The sequence below is a fragment of the Mycolicibacterium moriokaense genome, from assembly GCF_010726085.1.
In the GTDB taxonomy this organism is placed as follows: domain Bacteria; phylum Actinomycetota; class Actinomycetes; order Mycobacteriales; family Mycobacteriaceae; genus Mycobacterium; species Mycobacterium moriokaense.
Genome location: NZ_AP022560.1, coordinates 1,619,019 through 1,635,850 on the forward strand (window position 1 = coordinate 1,619,019; position 16,832 = coordinate 1,635,850).

At 66.2% G+C, this 16,832-nt stretch carries 12 protein-coding genes; 9 read left to right on the plus strand and 3 right to left on the minus strand.

The genetic code is table 11. The annotated features are described in order from the left end of the window. The first annotated feature begins 137 nt into the window (after positions 1–137). The gene (pcrA, locus tag G6N43_RS07960) at positions 138–2,438 is read left to right on the plus strand and encodes a DNA helicase PcrA (protein ID WP_083149206.1); all 2,301 of its coding nucleotides are present in this window, start codon (positions 138–140) and stop codon (positions 2,436–2,438) included. Between the two features lie 67 nt (positions 2,439–2,505). On the opposite strand, the gene G6N43_RS07965 is transcribed toward pcrA, so the two are convergent. Continuing rightward, complete coding sequence (locus G6N43_RS07965; RefSeq protein WP_083149034.1) at positions 2,506–3,087, minus strand: hypothetical protein; 582 nt, start codon at positions 3,085–3,087, stop codon at positions 2,506–2,508. Further along, the gene (locus G6N43_RS07970; protein WP_083149033.1) at positions 3,088–4,152 is read right to left on the minus strand and encodes a M23 family metallopeptidase; all 1,065 of its coding nucleotides are present in this window, start codon (positions 4,150–4,152) and stop codon (positions 3,088–3,090) included. A 261-nt stretch (positions 4,153–4,413) separates the two neighbouring features. Between G6N43_RS07970 and sucC the strand changes: the two genes are divergently transcribed. From sucC to G6N43_RS07985, 3 genes are all read left to right on the plus strand, one after another. Continuing rightward, entirely contained in the window at positions 4,414–5,577 is a 1,164-nt protein-coding gene (sucC, locus tag G6N43_RS07975; protein WP_083149032.1) for an ADP-forming succinate--CoA ligase subunit beta, read from the plus strand. Positions 5,578–5,599: 22 nt separating this feature from the next. After that, a complete protein-coding gene (gene sucD / locus G6N43_RS07980; RefSeq protein WP_083149031.1) occupies positions 5,600–6,502 on the plus strand; it encodes a succinate--CoA ligase subunit alpha in 903 nt (300 codons plus the stop codon). A gap of 176 nt (positions 6,503–6,678) precedes the next feature. Next, positions 6,679–8,214 carry an acetyl-CoA acetyltransferase gene (locus G6N43_RS07985; RefSeq protein ID WP_083149030.1) on the plus strand — a complete coding sequence of 512 codons (1,536 nt, stop codon included), beginning with the start codon at positions 6,679–6,681 and terminating at the stop codon, positions 8,212–8,214. On the opposite strand, the gene G6N43_RS07990 is transcribed toward G6N43_RS07985, so the two are convergent. Then, entirely contained in the window at positions 8,211–9,059 is an 849-nt protein-coding gene (locus G6N43_RS07990) for an LLM class F420-dependent oxidoreductase (RefSeq protein ID WP_083149029.1), read from the minus strand. The two genes, G6N43_RS07985 and G6N43_RS07990, sit on opposite strands and share 4 nt — an antisense overlap. A gap of 291 nt (positions 9,060–9,350) precedes the next feature. Between G6N43_RS07990 and G6N43_RS07995 the strand changes: the two genes are divergently transcribed. Genes G6N43_RS07995 through G6N43_RS08015 form a run of 5 tightly spaced genes read left to right on the plus strand, consistent with a single transcriptional unit; the run spans position 9,351 to position 16,822 of the window. After that, positions 9,351–10,928 (plus strand): glycosyltransferase, encoded by a 1,578-nt coding sequence (locus tag G6N43_RS07995; protein ID WP_234809974.1) that lies wholly within the window; start codon positions 9,351–9,353, stop codon positions 10,926–10,928. Continuing rightward, entirely contained in the window at positions 10,925–13,597 is a 2,673-nt protein-coding gene (locus G6N43_RS08000; protein WP_083149027.1) for an ArnT family glycosyltransferase, read from the plus strand. The genes G6N43_RS07995 and G6N43_RS08000 overlap by 4 nt, the downstream gene beginning before the upstream one ends. Beyond that, a complete protein-coding gene (locus G6N43_RS08005; RefSeq protein ID WP_083149026.1) occupies positions 13,591–14,760 on the plus strand; it encodes a family 8 glycosyl hydrolase in 1,170 nt (389 codons plus the stop codon). Before G6N43_RS08000 ends, G6N43_RS08005 begins: the two co-directional genes overlap by 7 nt. A gap of 38 nt (positions 14,761–14,798) precedes the next feature. Further along, complete coding sequence (gene sfnG, locus G6N43_RS08010) at positions 14,799–15,938, plus strand: dimethylsulfone monooxygenase SfnG (RefSeq protein ID WP_083149205.1); 1,140 nt, start codon at positions 14,799–14,801, stop codon at positions 15,936–15,938. Between the two features lie 50 nt (positions 15,939–15,988). Beyond that, positions 15,989–16,822, plus strand: coding sequence for a DUF5336 domain-containing protein (locus G6N43_RS08015; protein ID WP_083149025.1), 834 nt, complete (start codon positions 15,989–15,991; stop codon positions 16,820–16,822). Positions 16,823–16,832 lie beyond the last annotated feature (10 nt).

Genomic DNA, 16,832 nt, shown 5'->3' on the forward strand with positions numbered 1-16,832 from the left:
TGAGCAGCTAGACCACGGGCACCGCCGGCGGACACCCGTAGAAAAATCGTCCTTGCTGCATTCGCATGTGAAGAGTGTGCCATCTAGACCACGCCCGCGCAAAGATGTCGCTGGACAGCGGTAAGTTCACAGATGACATGTCTTTATCTTCCGCGACCAACGAGACCGATCAGTTGCTCGACGGGCTGAATCCCCAGCAGCGTCAGGCGGTGCTGCACGAGGGGTCCCCGCTGCTCATCGTCGCCGGAGCGGGGTCGGGCAAGACGGCTGTGCTGACCCGCCGGATCGCCTATCTGCTTGCCGCCCGCGAGGTGGGCGTCGGGCAGGTGCTGGCCATCACGTTCACCAACAAGGCCGCCGCCGAGATGCGCGAACGCGTGGTCAGCCTGGTGGGCCCGAGGGCACGGTCGATGTGGGTGTCGACGTTCCACTCGACGTGTGTGCGGATCCTGCGCAACCAGGCCTCGTTGCTGCCAGGGCTCAACTCGAACTTCTCGATCTACGACGCCGACGACTCGCGGCGTTTGCTGCTGATGATCGGCAAGGACATGGGCCTGGACACCAAGCGTTACTCACCGCGTTTGCTGGCCAACGGAATCTCGAACCACAAGAACGAGCTGATCGGCCCAGAACAGGCCGCGGCCGAGGCGTCGGAGGCCGGCGAGGACCTGCCCCGCATCATCGCCGAGGTCTACGGCGAGTACCAACGGCGGCTGCGCGCGGCCAACGCCCTGGACTTCGACGACCTCATCGGTGAGACGGTCGCGGTGCTGCAGGCTTTCCCGCAGATCGCGCAGTACTACCGGCGGCGGTTCCGGCACATCCTGGTCGACGAGTACCAGGACACCAACCACGCGCAGTACGTCCTGGTGCGTGAGCTCGTTGGGCGGGACACCGAAGACGGTGTGCCCCCGGCCGAGTTGTGCGTCGTGGGCGACGCCGACCAGTCGATCTACGCCTTCCGCGGCGCCACCATCCGCAACATCGAGGACTTCGAGCGCGACTTCCCAAACGCCACAACGATCCTGCTGGAGCAGAACTACCGCTCGACGCAGAATATCCTGTCGGCGGCCAACTCGGTGATCTCGCGCAACGCCGGTCGACGCGAGAAGCGGCTGTGGACCGACTCCGGCGAGGGCGAGCTGATCGTCGGCTACGTCGCCGACAACGAGCACGACGAGGCACGGTTCGTCGCAGGGGAGATCGACGCGCTGGTCGACCGCGGCGAGATCAACTACAACGACGTCGCGGTCTTCTATCGCACCAACAACTCCTCGCGCGCCCTCGAAGAAGTCTTCATCCGCGCCGGCATTCCTTACAAAGTCGTTGGGGGAGTACGCTTTTACGAGCGCAGGGAGATCCGCGACATCGTGGCGTACCTGCGCGTGCTCGACAATCCCGGCGACTCGGTCAGCATGCGGCGCATCCTCAACACCCCGCGCCGCGGTATCGGTGACCGCGCCGAGGCGTGTGTGGCCGTGTACGCCGAGAACACCGGCTGCAGCTTCAACGACGCGCTGCAGGCGGCCGCCGAGGGCAAGGTGCCGATGCTGAACACCCGCTCGGAGAAGGCCATCGCGGGGTTTGTCGCCATGCTCGACGAACTGCGTGGTGGCCTCGACGGCGAACTGGGTGAGCTCGTCGAAGCGGTGCTCGACCGCACCGGTTACCGCACCGAACTGGAATCGTCGAGTGATCCGCAGGATCTGGCGCGGCTGGACAACCTCAACGAATTGGTCAGCGTCGCACACGAATTCAGCACCGATCTGGCCAACGCCGAGGCGCTGGGAGAGGTCGAGGACGAGGACATCCCCGACACCGGCGTGCTCGCCAAGTTCCTGGAACGGGTATCCCTGGTCGCCGACGCCGACGAGCTCCCCGAGCACGGCGCGGGTGTGGTGACCATGATGACGCTGCACACCGCGAAGGGGCTGGAGTTTCCCGTCGTGTTCGTCACGGGGTGGGAGGACGGCATGTTCCCGCACATGCGGGCGCTGGGCGATCCGACCGAACTGTCCGAGGAGCGGCGGCTGGCCTACGTCGGCATCACCCGCGCCCGTCAGCGGCTTTTCGTCAGCCGGGCCAAGGTCCGCTCGTCGTGGGGCCAACCGATGCTGAACCCGGAATCGCGCTTCCTCAAAGAGATTCCGCAGCATCTCATCGACTGGCGTAGGCCGGATCCGGGTCCGTCGATGCCCGCGCCGGTGAGCGGGGCGGGTCGGTTCGGCACGCCGCGCCCGTCACCGACACGTTCCGGTGCCGGGAAGCGTCCGCTGCTGGTGCTCGAGCCCGGCGATCGGGTCAACCACGACAAGTACGGTCTCGGCCGCGTCGAGGAGGTCTCCGGCGTCGGTGAATCGGCGATGTCGCTCATCGACTTCGGTAGCGCGGGACGGGTCAAGCTGATGCACAACCACGCCCCGGTGTCCAAGCTCTGATCCCTATCCGCTTTTTGCAGCTCGTTACTCGAACTTGTCCTGGAAAAAGCGGATAGCGTTGCACCGCTTAGGGTCTGGCCCACCGTCCGGTACCGGGCAGCAGCGCGGACACGATCGTGGCCAGCGGTAGCGCGGGGATCGCGTAGACGACAGGCGGCAGTTTGGCTCCGGCCACGAACAGGCTCGAGAAGATCAGCAGCGCGATGACGGCGCCGACAACGAGCAGTAGTCGACTCACCCGGCGGCGCAGCAGCAGCCCGATCAGCCCGGCGATGAGGGCGGCCGCGGAGATCGCGGTCAGAAACGCGATGGCGACACAGAACAACAGGTCGGACTCCCACCAACCGGTGATCAGGTCGGTGGCGATGACCGCGGTCGCCCAGCCGCTGAGGATGCCGAGGACAGCCGTCGCGATTGCGAAGCGCGGATTGGGCCATGGCGTTTTGGGGACGATGGCCGACGGCCTGGCCCGCGGTATGTAACTTGTTTGCGGCTCTGCGCCCTCGGCAACCGGAAACTCGCCGGTCGGATGGCGACGGATGATCGACGTCTGCGGTTCCGCGCCGGCGGGGATTTCACCGGTGGGGTGTCGACGGATTATGCGTGCGGAACTGGGTTCGTCACTGTCACTTCGACTGTCACCGGCCACTTAGCCAGAGTAATTGCCGAGCGAGAGTCCCCGTTTTGCGAGCCAGCCGACGGGGTCGACCCGGTCGGTGCCGTTGAGCAGCACCTCGAAGTGCAGGTGGGGACCCGTCGAGTTTCCGGTGTTGCCCATCTTGGCGATCTGATCACCGGCCCAGACGCGTTGACCGATCTCGACATTCCACGCGCTGAGATGGCCGTACAGCGTGACGGTGCCGTCGGCGTGCCGCAGCTTGACCCAGTTGCCGTAGCCGCCCGTCGGGCCTGCGGCGATGACGACGCCGTCGGAGGCCGCGAGGACCGGCGTGCCGATCGAGTTGGCGATGTCGACGCCGCCGTGCAGCACGCCCCAGCGGTACCCGAACCCGGACGTCCATGTGCCCTTGGTGGGCATCACGAACATGGGGCGTTGCAGCCGGGCCTCGCGCTCCGCGCGCTCGTTGGCGAATGCGGCGGCCTTGGTGACCTCCTCGGCGTGCACGGACGAATCAACCGTCGAGGAGACGCTCACGATCTGCATGCCGTCGGCCGAGCCGACGATCGCGCCGCCGCCCATCACGTCGTGATCCGACGCCAGCACAGTGCCCGGAGCTTCCTTCGTCGTGTTGGCCATGGTGTACGCTCCCGCAGCGGTTGCGCCGACCGCCATCGCGGCGACCATCAACCGGCCCCTGATGGGCACTTCCTGCTTCCGGTGCGCCCCGCCGCGGCCGGCGATGGCGATGACATCGGTCGCGGCCATGCCGTCGCTGACGTCGGTGTGGCTGTCGCGGTAGGCGTGCGAGGACGGGCGTTCGTCGCGCGCATCACGGCGGAATTCCGACGGAACGGCCAGTGGCAGCGGTAGCTGGTCCTCGGTGTCGTTCAGGTCGTCGAGCTCGGGTGCACGGTGGATGCGCGCCTCGCGATCGAAGGCACTGTTCTCGTAGAAGTCGAGGTCAGCGAGGTCGCCGAATTCGTTGAACGGAATGATGTCGGTGACTTCGGCAGCGTGCTCGGGGACGCGGCTGAGGGTTTGCCGTTTCGTCGAGACTCCTCTCGGAGATCGGGACGAACGGTGCTGTGCCAACCTGGAATTCCCTCTGCTCGTGATCAGTTCGTTATCTACCTAGACCACAGGCACGTTAACCAAATCCCAATGTTGGTGGCAACCCGAAGGAGTATTCCGCCGATTAATGTGACCTGTATCACCCAAGCCCTGCGGTGAGATCCACCACATGAGAGGTAGGCGGTTCAGAGGTCACGGCCCCGTGTGGATAAAGTTCCCCCGAGCCCGCCAGGGGGAAACCTTCGACCTCACCGCTCGACAGACAGGGATGTTTCAGAGCCCATGGATCTTTACGAATACCAAGCCAAAGAGCTGTTCGCTAAACACAACGTGCCGACCACGCCCGGGCGCGTCACGACCACCGCCGAGGATGCCAAGGCGATCGCCGAGGAAATCGGCAAGCCCGTCATGGTCAAGGCTCAGGTCAAGACCGGCGGCCGCGGTAAAGCCGGCGGCGTGAAGTACGCGGCGACTGCCGACGACGCGTTCACCCACGCTCAGAACATCCTGGGTCTCGACATCAAGGGCCACATCGTCAAGAAGCTGCTCGTCTCCGAGGCCAGCGACATCGCGGAGGAGTACTACATCTCCTTCCTGCTTGATCGCGCCAACCGCACCTACCTGGCGATGTGCTCGGTCGAGGGCGGCATGGAGATCGAAGAGGTCGCCGCCACCAAGCCGGACCGGCTCGCCAAGGTGCCCGTCGACGCGACCAAGGGTGTCGACGTGGCGTTCGCCCGCGAGATCGCCGAGAAGGGCCACCTGCCCGCCGAGGTGCTCGACTCCGCGGCGGTGACCATTGCCAAGCTGTGGGAGGTGTTCGTCAAGGAGGACGCCACCTTGGTCGAGGTCAACCCGTTGGTGCGGACGCCCGACGATCAGATCCTCGCGTTGGACGGCAAGGTCACCCTCGACGGCAACGCCGACTTCCGTCATCCCGACCATGCGGAGTTCGAGGACAAGGATTCGACGGATCCGCTGGAGCTCAAGGCCAAGGAGCACGACCTCAACTACGTCAAGCTCGATGGCGAGGTCGGCATCATCGGCAACGGCGCGGGCCTGGTCATGTCGACGCTCGACGTCACCGCATACGCCGGTGAGAAGCACGGTGGTGTGAAGCCGGCCAACTTCCTCGACATCGGCGGCGGCGCCTCGGCAGAGGTGATGGCCGCGGGCCTAGACGTCATCCTGAACGACGCTCAGGTCAAGAGCGTGTTCGTGAACGTGTTCGGCGGCATCACCTCGTGCGACGCCGTCGCCAACGGCATCGTCAACGCGCTGAAGATCCTCGGTGACGAGGCCAACAAGCCACTGGTGGTCCGACTCGACGGCAACAACGTCGAGGAAGGCCGTCGCATCCTGGCCGAGGCCAACCACCCGCTGGTGATCCAGGCCGACACCATGGACGAGGGTGCCGACAAAGCCGCCGAGCTGGCGAACAAGTAAGGGACTTAAGGGGTTTCAAGCAATGTCGATCTTTCTGAACAAGGACTCCAAGGTCATCGTCCAGGGCATCACCGGCGGTGAGGGCACCAAGCACACCGCGCTGATGCTCAAGGCGGGCACCCAGCTGGTCGGCGGCGTGAACGCGCGCAAGGCCGGAACGACGGTGTCGCACAAGGACAAGGACGGCAACGACGTCGAGCTGCCGGTCTTCGGTACGGTCGCCGAGGCGATCAAGGAGACGGGCGCCGACGTGTCGGTCGTCTTCGTGCCGCCGAAGTTCGCCAAGGACGCGATCATCGAGGCCATCGACGCCGAGATTCCGCTGCTGGTGGTCATCACCGAGGGAATTCCGGTGCAGGACAGCGCATATGCGTGGGCTTACAACGTCGAGAAGGGGCAGAAGACCCGGATCATCGGCCCCAACTGCCCCGGCATCATCACGCCGGGCGAGGCGCTGGCGGGTATCACCCCGGCCAACATCACCGGCCCCGGTCCGGTGGGCCTGGTGTCGAAGTCGGGCACGCTGACCTACCAGATGATGTTCGAGCTGCGGGACTTCGGCTTCTCGACGGCCATCGGCATCGGTGGTGACCCAGTCATCGGCACCACCCACATCGATGCCATCGAGGCGTTCGAGAAGGACCCCGACACCAAGATCATCGTGATGATCGGCGAGATCGGCGGCGACGCCGAGGAGCGGGCGGCCGACTACATCAAGGCCAACGTCTCCAAGCCGGTCGTCGGCTACGTCGCGGGCTTCACCGCGCCGGAGGGTAAGACGATGGGCCACGCCGGCGCGATCGTGTCGGGCTCGTCGGGCACCGCCGCGGCGAAGAAGGAAGCGCTGGAGGCCGCCGGCGTCAAGGTCGGTAAGACCCCGTCGGAGACCGCCAAGTTGGCGCGGGAGATCCTGCAGAGCCTGTAAGGCTTCACCGAAGCCGCGGCCAGATCGCGATTCCGCCGGAATCCGCGATCTGGCTGGACCCGCACCGTAGGTACGGGACAGTTTCGCGTTTGGTGGCGTGAAGTGCGCCGCAGAATTAGGAACACGTTCTAACAATCCGTTAGCCTGACAAATTGACACGTGTCAGGAGGTCTGTCATGGCGGTCGATCCGCGTACGCCGGTGTTGGTCGGTGTCGGGCAGTTCACCGAGCGCATCGACGATCCCTCCTATCGGGGCATGTCAGCGGTGGAGTTGGCGACGGCCGCGGCGGAGGCCGCGCTCGCCGATACCGGCGTGGAATCGACCACCGTCGCGGGCGCGATCGAGGTGTTCGCCGGACTCCGGCAGTTCGAGATCTGCACGCCCTACACCAAGCCGCCGCTCGGTTGCTCCGACAACTACCTGCGATCGGTGGCGCGCCGGATCGGGGCCGACCCGAAGCGTGCGGTGCTGGAGCCCATCGGCGGCAACGGACCGCAGAAGTTGGTGACGGAGTTCGCCGGGGCGATCGCCGCAGGCGACATCGAGGTCGCGTTGGTCCTCGGTTCCGAGAACGGTTCCACGTTGCGGACCTTTGCCCGCCGCGACGACAAACCGGACCACAGCGAGACCGTCGGTGGCCAACTCGAGGACCGCGGCTACGGCTTCGAGCAGTACATGAGCGAGTACACCGTGACGCACGGGCTCACCGGTGCACCTGTGCAGTACGGGCTGTTGGACAACGCGCGTCGCGCGCGACTTGGCCTCAGCGTCGAGGACTACCTGCGCAGCATGGCCGAGCTCTTCTCGCCGTTCTCCAAAGTTGCTGCCAAGAACCCGTTTTCGTCCTCACCGGTCGAGCGTTCGGTTGACGAGCTGATGACCGTCACCGACGAGAACCGGATGATCTGTGATCCGTATCCGCGCCTGATGGTGGCGCGCGATCAGGTGAACCAGGGTGCGGCCGTTCTGCTGATGTCGGTGTCGGCCGCGCGCCGACTCGGGGTGGCCGAGGAGAAGTGGGTGTACCTGCACGGCCACGCGGATCAAATCGAACAAGACCTGCTGAACCGGGTCGATCTCAGTGTGAGTATCTCGGCGAAACAGGCTGTGGCAGAGGCGCTTCGGGTGGCGGGCATCGGCATCGACGAAGTGACCACATTCGATCTCTACAGTTGCTTCCCGTTCCCCGTCTTCTCGGTGTGCGACGAGTTCGGCGTGGCGCCGAATGATCCGCGCGGCCTCACGCTCACCGGCGGCCTGCCGTATTTCGGCGGCCCCGGCAACAGCTATTCCCTCCACGGTATCGCCGAGACGGTCACTGAATTGCGGGACAAGCCAGGCGCATTCGGCCTCGTCGGCGCCAACGGCGGAATCATGACCAAGTATTCGGTCGGGGTGTACTCGACCGAGCCACGCGACTGGGCCGCGGACCGCAGCAAGGAGTTGCAGGCGGATATCGCTGCGCTGCCCAAGGTGGCAGTCACCCGCAACGTCGAGGGGCGCGGCACCATCGAGACGTACTCGGTGCGCTACGACTGGCCGGTCCGAACGGGCGTCATCATCGGACGCCTTGACGCAGACGGCAGCCGGTTCATGGCACTGACCACCGACGACGACCTGGTGGCGTTGATGAGCGACGGCGACCCGATCGGTGCGGCGATCTCCGTCACCTCCGACGGCAAGAAGAACACCGCCTCGCTCAGCGTTTAGACCAGCGCGGCGAGCTTGCCTGCCAGGCGCTCCACGTACGCCGCGACCTCGTCCGCCGATTTGTCGGGCAGGCCGAACAGCACCTCGGTGACCCCGAGATCGGCCCACCGGGCCAGCTTGTCGGGGTCGGGCTTGAAGTCCAGCGCAACGATCTGCGGTGCGCCGTCCCGGCCCGCCGCCGCCCAGGTGTCCTGCAGCAGCTTGACCGGCGCGTCGATGTCGAAGTCACGTGGTGTGGTGATCCAGCCGTCGGCCGAGCGCGCGATCCACTTGAAGTTCTTCTCGGTTCCCGCCGCGCCCACCAGCACCGGCACGTGCGCCTGGACCGGCTTCGGCCAGGCCCAGCTGGGCCCGAACTTGACGAACTCGCCGTCGTATTCGGCTTCCTCCTGAGTCCACAGCGCCCGCATGGCCTCCAGATATTCGCGCAACATGGTGCGGCGCCGGCCGGGCGGCACGTTGTGGTCGGCCAATTCGTCGGTGTTCCAACCGAATCCGACACCGAGGGACACGCGACCGCCGGAGAGATGATCCAGCGTGGCGATCGACTTCGCCAGCGTGATGGGGTCGTGCTCGACCGGCAGCGCCACCGCCGTGGACAGCCGCACCCGCGAGGTGACGGCGCAGGCGGCGCCCAGCGACACCCAGGGATCGAGGGTGCGCATATAGCGGTCGTCGGGCAGGGACTCGTCGCCTGTCGTGGGATGCGCGGCCTCCCGCTTGACCGGGATATGCGTGTGTTCGGGCACGTAGAACGTGGTGAAGCCATGTTCGTCGGCCAGCTTGGCGGCTGATGCCGGGTCGATGCCCCGGTCGCTGCTGAAAAGTACGAGCCCGTAGTCCATGACTGAATTAGAACGTGTTCTAGTCTGAAGGGCAAGACCGGGGTCTCCAACGCCCGATGAGGCCTTGGCGGCCGTTCGCTGTGCACGTGTGAACCATTTCGCATTCCGTTGCGGCGCCCCGCGTGAGCGCGTCGTATCCGCAGTTGGCAAGGGCGACGAATTACTTTGCCGGGTAACGGCATCGGCTCACCACGCGAAATAGTCCAGGAAAGCTCCATTCGATCCATTGCATGTTGAGCACGAATGCCCGGCGCAGTCGCCGGTGCAAAAACCAAATCTTGAGGCAAATTCATGGCCCGCGTTAACCGTGGCGGCGTCGTATTCGGCGCCGTTTTATTGATGTTCATCGCGTTCGTCGTATTCGGCGGACGTGTACTGGGTGGCGAGAGCGATTCCGGTGCACCGCCCTCGGTGCCTTCGTTGACCACCGACGACGGCTCCTCCGGCTTTCAGCAGGTACCCGCCCCGCACGCGCCCGGCGATCGCACTGTCGGCGCCTCGGGAGGTGCGCTACCCCAAGCCGACGGGGTGCAGGCGGTCTCGGCGGAGCCTCCGTCGTCGTCGGTGCCACAGGCGCAACGCCCGGATGAGGCGTCGTGGCCGCAGTTCATCCTGTACGGCCTGCTGATCGCGGTGTCGTCGGCGCTGTTCATCGTGGCCGCCACCACGCTCTGGTGGATGCTGCACGCGTGGCGCAGTCCAGACGTGTTGGCGTCAACCGGATTTCGTCGGCGGTCTGCGCGGCGTCCGCGCTCGTTCTCGTTGCTGCTGCCCGCACGGCACGAAGAAGATGTGCTCGGTGACACCGTCGATGCGCTGGCGCGCCTGGATCATCCGTCCTACGAGGTGATCGTGATCATCGGTCACGACGACCCCGACACGGAACGGGTCGCCCGCGCCGCCGCCGCGCGGCACCGGCGGACAGTGCGGGTGGTCATCGACGACAACATTCCGAAGAACAAGCCGAAAGCGCTCAACACCGCGCTGCCGGCCTGTCGCGGTGAGATCGTCGGCGTCTTCGACGCGGAGGACGAGGTACACCCGCGCCTGTTACGGCTCGTCGAGGCGCGGTTCGAGGAGTCCCGCGCCGACGTCGTTCAGGCCGGTGTGCAGCTGATGAACGTGCGCTCGACTTGGTGGTCGCTGCGCAACTGCCTCGAGTACTACTTCTGGTTCCGGTCGCGCCTGCACTTCCACGCCGATCAGCGGTTCATCCCGCTCGGCGGCAACACGGTGTTCGTCCGCACCGAACTGCTGCGCGCGGTGGGCGGCTGGGACCGCAATTGTCTGGCAGAGGACTGCGAAATCGGGGTGCGACTGTCGACCCGCGGGGCGCGCGTTGCGGTGGCCTACGACCCCAAGGTCGTGACGCGGGAGGAGACGCCCGGATCCGTCCGCGCACTGGTCAAACAGCGCACCCGGTGGGACCAGGGATTCATGCAGGTATACCGCAAGGGCGAATGGCGCAAGCTGCCAAGCAGGCGCCAGCGCCTCCTGGCGCGCTACACGCTGGCGATGCCGTTCCTGCAGGCGGCCACCGGTGCGCTGCTCCCCATCGCGATCGCATCGATGTTCGTGCTGAAGGTGCCGGTTCCGATGACCCTGCTGACGTTTCTGCCGTTGGCGCCCACGCTCGTCACGGTGGCCGTCGAGTCGGCAGCGCTCAGTGAGTTCGGCAAGGAGTTCGGCATCCGGATCCGGCTCTGGGATCACCTGCGGCTCGTGCTCGGCGCGTTCCCGTACCAGCTGCTGCTGGCCGCGGCCGCCGTTCGCTCGGTGTGGCGTCAGAGCAGGGGCCAGGGCGGCTGGGAGAAGACGTCACACGCCAACGCCCACCGGACCGCCGAACCGGAACGGATCGCGGCATGAACCGACTGAGAAGGCTGAATCCGTCGATCCCTTTGGTCGCCGTTCTGTTGCTGCTGACCGCCATACCGCGGTTGATCAACCTGACCGGTTCACCGACGCGCCTCGACGACGAGGGAACCTACGTCGCGCAGGCATATGCGATCACCGAATGGGGTGAGCTCGCTCATTACACCTACTGGTACGACCACCCGCCCGCCGGTTGGCTGCAGCTGGCGGTGTGGAACTTGTTCGTAGGCAACGAATTCGGCGGTAGCGCGGTGGTCGCGGGCCGGTACCTGGTGGCCTTGGTTGCGGTGCTCACGGCGGCGCTGCTCTGGACGTTGGCCAGACGAATCGGGATGTCGCGCATGGCCGCCGCGGCCGCGGTGACCGTTTACGCGGTGTCGCCGCTGGCGATCTCCCTGAGTCGTTCGGTATACCTCGACAACCTGGCGATCGCATGGCTGCTGGGCGCATTGGTGCTGGTGTGTTCGCCTCGGCACCGCTTGTCCGCGATCTTCGGTGCCGCAGCATGTTTCGGCATCTGTGTGCTGACCAAAGAGACGATGTTCCTGTTCGTGCCGATGTTGGCATGGCTGGTGTGGATCAAAACGGCTCCTGCCACCCGTCGATACGCGCTGACCGTCTTCGCCGCCGTCTTCGGCGTGGTGGTCAGCACCTACGCGCTGATGGCGGTGGTGCGCGGTGAGCTGTTGCCGGGTCCCGGCCACGTGAGCCTGTGGGAGGGCATCAAGTTTCAGCTGTGGCAGCGCGAGGACAGCGGTGCGCTCGGCGATCCGCAGTCGCTCAAACGACACACCATCGACGAGTGGCTCGCACTCGATCCCGTGCTGCCTTGGCTCGGCGCCCCGATCGCGTTGACCGGGTTGGTCATTGAACGCGTCAGGCCGTTCGCGGTCGGATTGCTGATCCTGGTCGTCACGGTGGTGCGGCCCGGCTATCTACCGGTGCCGTTCGTGATAGCCGCCGTACCGTTCATCGCGCTGCTGGCCGCGGGCATCGGCGAGGCCGCAGTGGCTCGACTGCGCCGCCGTCTCGAGGCGCCGCGGCCTTATGCCCGTTACCTGCGGACCGCCGCCGTGGCGGCGACCGTGCTGTTCGCTTCCGTGGTGGTATCGCTGTGGTTACCCAGCTATCACAGCGTGCTTGTGGCCGACAACGATGCGCCGATGCGTCAGGCGCAACAATGGATCAACCAGAACGTGCCCAAACCGGATCGGCTCATCGTCGATGACGCGTTGTGGGTCGATCTGGTGGACGACGGGCGCGACCGGCGCAATGTCGTCTGGTCCTACAAGGTCGACACCGACCAGCAGGTGCAGAACTGGGCACCGCGCGGCTGGGCCGACTACGAGTGGGTGGTGTCGACGGCGTCGATGCGCGCCAACATGCCCGACCAGGGCGTCCTCACCGATGCGATGTCGCACGCGCGCCCGGTGGCGACTTTCGGTTCCGGCGGTAAGCGGGTCGACATCCTGCGCGTCGACACCGGATCCTCGTCGGAACCGTCGGCTGCTGCGGTACCCGCGTTCGGCAGCCAGGTCGCAGCCCGTCTCGATGCGGCAAGCAACCCCGACGCGCGTGCGGCGCTGCAGTCGCGCACGGTTGACCAGCGAGTGGTCGCCGGTCTGGCTGTCCTGGCGTCGACGCAACCCGTTGTGCTCGATGGCTTTTCGTCGACAGACGCGGAGAGGATTGCTGGAACGCCGCAGCGCGAGCTCACGCTACGGGGCACGCCGGACGAGCTGCAGAGGATCGCCGCATTCTTCGATCGTCAAAGTGAGCCATTCGCGGTCGAGTCCGCGGAGATCGACGGTGACAGGATTCGTATCCGATTCCCAGCCGGCGCAACGGATGTCGGTCTGGGCGAGGGTTCGCCCGCGGCTCCCGGGGGGCCTGCGGCGGTGCGGGTTGCCGATATGCGCAAGACGGCACCCGCTGACCACATCGAGTTCGTGCGAATCGACGGGGGCGCGGGCGGTTCGGTTCACGCCGGTGCCGGGCCAGACCCTGCGGCGTATCGAACGATGCCGGCGGGTACCTATGTCATGATGACGGTGGGCGACCGTGGCGGCGCGCCGAAGATGCGCCAGGCGTTCACCGTCATGCCCGGCGGCGCCTACACACTCGCGTTGTTCTCGGCGGCCGAATCCGCTGATGTGGCAGCCCAACTCGCCCCTGACAGTGCGCCGGACGGTTCCGCGGTACGGCTGTTGCATGCGGCAGGCGTCGCGGGGGCGGTCCGCCTGACGTTGACGCCGCCTGGCGGCGAGCCGACTGTTCTTGCCGACAATGCGCAGTACGGATTGATCACGGGCTACGCACCGATGCCAGCGGGCCGGTACGACGCGGCGGTGACGGCGAACGGCCACGAATGGCGGCTACCTGTCGAGTTGGCCGACGGCGGACCGACGACGCTCGTTCTCAACGACGGGCCCGACGGCCCGCTGCTGCAACAGATGCATGACGTGCCTGGTGCTGCCGCACGGCTGGATCCGCCGGACCTGACGATGCCCGCTGCGGGCAGCGTGCCCGAAAAGACGCCGTCGCAGACCGTGCGGGAGGGCACGTCGCGTAGCAAGGCCATCCCAGCCGTGCTGTGCACCGTCGTCATCGTCGGCGCGGCCGTCCTCGTCGCGAAAACCCTGAGGAGGCAACGGCAATGGTGAGCAAGCTGCGCATCGGTGCATTGCACATCCTGGTGCTGATCGTGGTCATCGGCGCGGGGTGGGGGATCGCTCAGGCGCTCGACCCGCGGATCACGTCGAGCGACATTCAGGGCATGCGTGAGGCGGCTGCGGTGCAGGCCGGCCGCGAATTCCTCGACGGGTACGTCGAGGACGATGGGCGGGTGATCCGTCGGGACGAGGGCGGCGACGTCGTCAGTGAGGGGCAGGCCTACGGCATGTTGATCGCCGTCGCGGTCGGCGACGAGGCCCGCTTCCGAACGATCTGGGACTGGACCAAGTCGCATCTGCGCAGGCCCGACGGGTTGCTTTCGTGGCGTTGGGTCGACGGCGCCGTCACCGATCCCAACAGCGCCGCCGATGCGGATCTCGACGTGGCGCGGTCACTTCTGTTGGCGGGCAACCGGTTTGATGATCGCGATCTCGTCGAGGAAGGCAAGCGGCTCGGCGGGGACATCCTGAACGCCGAGAGCGTCCCCGTCGGTGGTCGCACCGCACCCGGTGAGCAGGTGGTGGTGCCGGGCCGAATGGTGGTCGCAGGTAATTGGGCGACCGCACCGCCGTTCTCCGTCAACCCGGGATACTTCAGTCCCCGCGCCGAACGTGAGCTCCTGCAGGTTTCCGCGGACCAACGATGGCGTGAGGTCAGTCGATCCCAACGGGTGCTCAGCTGGCAGCTGATCGGCGGGGGAGCGCTGCCGCCGGACTGGGCCGTTGTCGACGAGGCCGGCCATGCTGTGCCGACGCAGGCGCCGGGCGGCGGACCCGTGCACTTCGGCCTGGACGCCGCGCGCGTGCCGATCCGATTCGCCGAGTCCTGCGATCCTGACGACCGCGCCGTGGCCGCCGGGATGCGCACCATCGTCGCGGCACCCGGCGATGTGCCCGGCCTGCGCAACCTCGACGGAACGCCTGCAGGGGATTGGCAGCATCCGGTGGCTCTGGTGGCCGCCGCGGCGGCCGACGACGCGGCGGGTGACGACGACGCCGCGGCGACGCGACTCGATCAGGCGACGGCGCTGCAGCGGCAGTATCCGACGTACTTCGGCTCCGCGTGGGTGGCGCTGGGCCGGATCATGTTGGCCACCTCGCTGCTGGGCGAATGCCCGCGAAACGGCGCACGTTTCCTTCATCGCGATCCATAACGATGACCTCGCGGCTGCTCGGCGATGTGATGCATCCCATGACGACCGAACGCATCGCCGACCACATCAAGTTCGCCTACTGGGTGCCCAACGTCAGTGGGGGCCTGGTGACCAGCGATATCGAACAGCGCACCGACTGGAATTACGAATACAACGCCAAACTCGCGCAGACGGCCGAGAAGAACGGCTTCGAGTACGCGTTGTCCCAGGTGCGATATGAGGCGAGTTACGGCGCGGAGTATCAGCACGAGTCGACCAGCTTCTCGTTGGCGCTGCTGCTGGCCACGCAGCGACTCAAGGTGATCGCGGCGGTGCATCCGGGCCTGTGGCAGCCGGCCGTGCTGGCGAAGCTCGGCGCGACCGCCGACCACCTGTCCAACGGCCGCTTCGCCGTGAACGTCGTATCCGGCTGGTTCAAGGACGAATTCACGCATCTGGGCGAGCCGTGGCTCGAACACGACGAGCGTTACCGCCGCAGCGCGGAGTTTCTGCAGGTGCTGCGCAAGATCTGGACCGAGGACGACGTCGATTTCCGCGGCGACTTCTATCGCATCCATGACTTCACGCTGAAGCCCAAACCCGTCAACACCCCTGAGCGCCCGAATCCCGAAATTTTCCAGGGCGGCAATTCCACGGCCGCGCGGCGTAACGGCGGCCGCTACGCCGACTGGTACTTCTCCAACGGCAAGGACTTCGACGGCGTGACAGAACAAATCGTGGAGGTGCGCGATCACGCCCGTGATGCGGGACGCGAGGTCCGTTTCGGCCTCAACGGATTCATCATTGCGCGCGACACCGAGCAGGAAGCCCGCGACGTCCTCCGCGAGATCATCGAGAAGGCCAACCGTCCGGCAGTCGAGGGGTTCCGCGACGCTGTGCAGCAGGCAGGCAACTCGACTTCGGACAAGCGCGGAATGTGGGCCGACTCGACGTTCGAGGACTTGGTCCAGTACAACGACGGGTTCCGCACCCAATTGATCGGCACACCCGAACAGATCGCGGAACGCATTGCGGCGTATCGCAAACGCGGAGTCGACCTCATTCTCGGAGGCTTCCTGCACTTCCAGGAGGAGATCGAGTACTTCGGCTCGAATGTGCTGCCGCTGGTTCGCGAAATCGAGGAATCGGAGAAGGACGCAGGAGGTGCGCCAGCAGAACCCTTGCTGGCATCTCTCTAACGCTCGGTGCGCTAGCGTGGGTTTCGAAGCCGTCGAGCACAGGAGAGGTCATGTCGTACCCACAAGGTCCGCCCGGGAACCCCGGATACCCGCCCGCGCAGCAGCCGACGACTCAGTTCGCCGCGCCGACCCAACAATTCGGCAGGGGGCCCGAACCCGCTCCCGCCGCACCTGCGGGCGCCAGTCCGCTGCCGATGTATCTCGCGGTCGCGGTCGCGGTGCTCGGATTCGGCGTGTACCTGTCCAGCTTCGGCCCCCTGTTCACGGCGGGTGCTGATTACTTCACCCCGACACTGCTCGACCTCGCGGTGGTCGCATCGATCGCCGCCGGCCTGATCGCGGGTGTCTCGCTGCTGCCCAAGCAGAAGGCGCTGCCCGCGGTGCTCGCGGTGCTCTCGGTGCTGGCGTTCCTGCTCGTGATCGCGATTGTGCTGACGGCTCCGCAAGGGGTGTCGATCGACTGGGGTCTCTACCTGATCATCGCGTTCACCGTGTTCCAGGCGATCGCCGCGGTGGCGATCCTGCTGTTCGACGCGGGCATCATCAGTCCGCCGGCGCCGCGGCAACCTCGCTACGAGCAGCAGCAGTACGGCCAGTACGGCGGCGCCCCGAGCGGTCAGTACTACGGGCACCCTCAGCACACCCCGCCGCCGCAGCAGGGCCCGCCTCAGCGTCAGGGCTATCCTTCGCAGTACGGCGGATACCAGAGCAGCGGCCCGTCAACCGGCGGATACGGCGGCAGTCATCAAAGTGGACCGCCGACGCCCCCGACCGGTTTCCCGGCCTACGGACAGCCGCCGTCGAGCTCGGCGCCGACCACCGAGACGCAGACGTCGTCGCAATCGGGGGCGTCTTCCACGCAGTCGGGCCCCCCGCCGTCGTAATCTGAGCCGC